Below are 1,490 nucleotides of genomic sequence, written 5' to 3' on the forward strand. Positions count from 1 at the left end.
CCGCCCGGTCACCCACCCCCTCAGCGCAGTTCCGCCAGCACCCTCCGCGCCACCTCCCGTCCGATCGGCAGCGAGGCCGTCGCCGCCGGGGACGGTGCGTTGAGGACGTGCACCATCCGCCGGGAGCCGGCGAACAGGAAGTCGTCCGCCAGCGTGCCGTCCCGCAGCACCGCCTGGGCGCGCACCCCGGACGGCGCGGGTATCAGGTCGTCCTCCGTGACACCCGGCAGGAGGCGGCGGACGGCCGCGGTGAAGGCCGCCTTCGACAGGGAGCGCCGCGCCTCGGCCACCCCGTACCGCCAGTGCCGGCGCGCCAGCCGCCACGTGCCGGGGAACGCGGCCGTGGCGGCGAGCTCCACCGGCCGTACGGTCCGCCACGCGTACCCCTCGCGCGCCGTCGCGGGCACCGCGTTGGGGCCTACGTGCACCGCGCCGTCGACACCTCGCGTGAGGTGGACGCCCAGGAAGGGAAAGGCCGGGTCCGGCACCGGGTAGACCAGGCCGCGCACCCGCGCCGTGGCGGTGGGCGCCAGCGCGTAGTACTCCCCGCGGAAGGGAACGATCCGTACGCCCGGATCGTCGCCCGCGAGCCGGGCCACCCGGTCGCTGTACAGTCCCGCGCAGTTGACCAGCGCCCGGGCGCGCACGACCGTGCCGTCCGCCGTCCGCACGGCGACCACGTCCCCGCGCCGGCCCACGACCCGTACCTCCGCCCCGTAACGCACCGACGCACCCGCGTCCTCGGCGAGGCGGGCCAAGTGCGCGGCGACCGCGCCGAAGTCGCAGATGCCCGTGGTGCCGACGTGGATCGCGCCCACACCCCGTACGTCCGGTTCGAACTCGGCTATTTGGGCCGGGCCCAGTTCGCGAACGGGAATGCCGTGCTGCCGGCCGCGCTGCACCAGGGCGTGCAGGCGCGGCAGTTCGGCCCGCTCGGTGGCCACGATGAGCTTTCCGGTGACCTCGTGCGGCAGGCCGTGCTCCGTGCAGAACTTCACCATCTCCGCCGCGCCCCGCACCGCGAACTCGGCCTTCAGTGAACCCGGCCGGTAGTAGATCCCGCTGTGGATCACCCCGCTGTTGCGGCCCGTCTGGTGCCGCGCGGGACCCGGCTCCTTCTCCAGCACGACCACGCTCGTGCCCGGCGCGGCGCGCGTGACCGCGTAGGCCGTCGACAGGCCCACGATGCCGCCGCCGATCACCAGCACGTCGCAGTCGTACGCCCCCATGGGCTCACCTCCCCGCCCTCCCGCACCACCGGCCGTCTCCGCTGCGGCCGACTCAACGGCTCCTATCATGTCGTGCGCCACTGACAATGGGCCGAAACATCGTCGGACCAGGGGAAAGACCGGAAAGATCTTCCGAGTCGGGGCCGGTGACGCTGCCGTACGCGCCGCGCGAGGCTCCCGGCGTGGCCTACGGATGGACGCTCTGAGGCGATCCGGCGGACAGCGCGAGAACGCCCGGGGGCGGAGGGCTGTCTCTTATAC

Annotated in this window: 1 protein-coding gene; it reads right to left on the reverse strand. The window is 74.0% G+C overall.

Annotated features, from left to right (window positions below; all coding sequences use genetic code 11):
• Window positions 1–20 precede the first annotated feature (20 nt).
• Window positions 21–1,229 (reverse strand): L-2-hydroxyglutarate oxidase, encoded by a 1,209-nt coding sequence (lhgO, locus tag ACSNOK_RS32990; protein ID WP_436784467.1) that lies wholly within the window; start codon window positions 1,227–1,229, stop codon window positions 21–23.
• Between the last annotated feature and the right edge of the window lie 261 nt (window positions 1,230–1,490).

The sequence above is a fragment of the Streptomyces sp. URMC 126 genome (genome assembly GCF_051386555.1).
Taxonomy (GTDB): domain Bacteria; phylum Actinomycetota; class Actinomycetes; order Streptomycetales; family Streptomycetaceae; genus Streptomyces.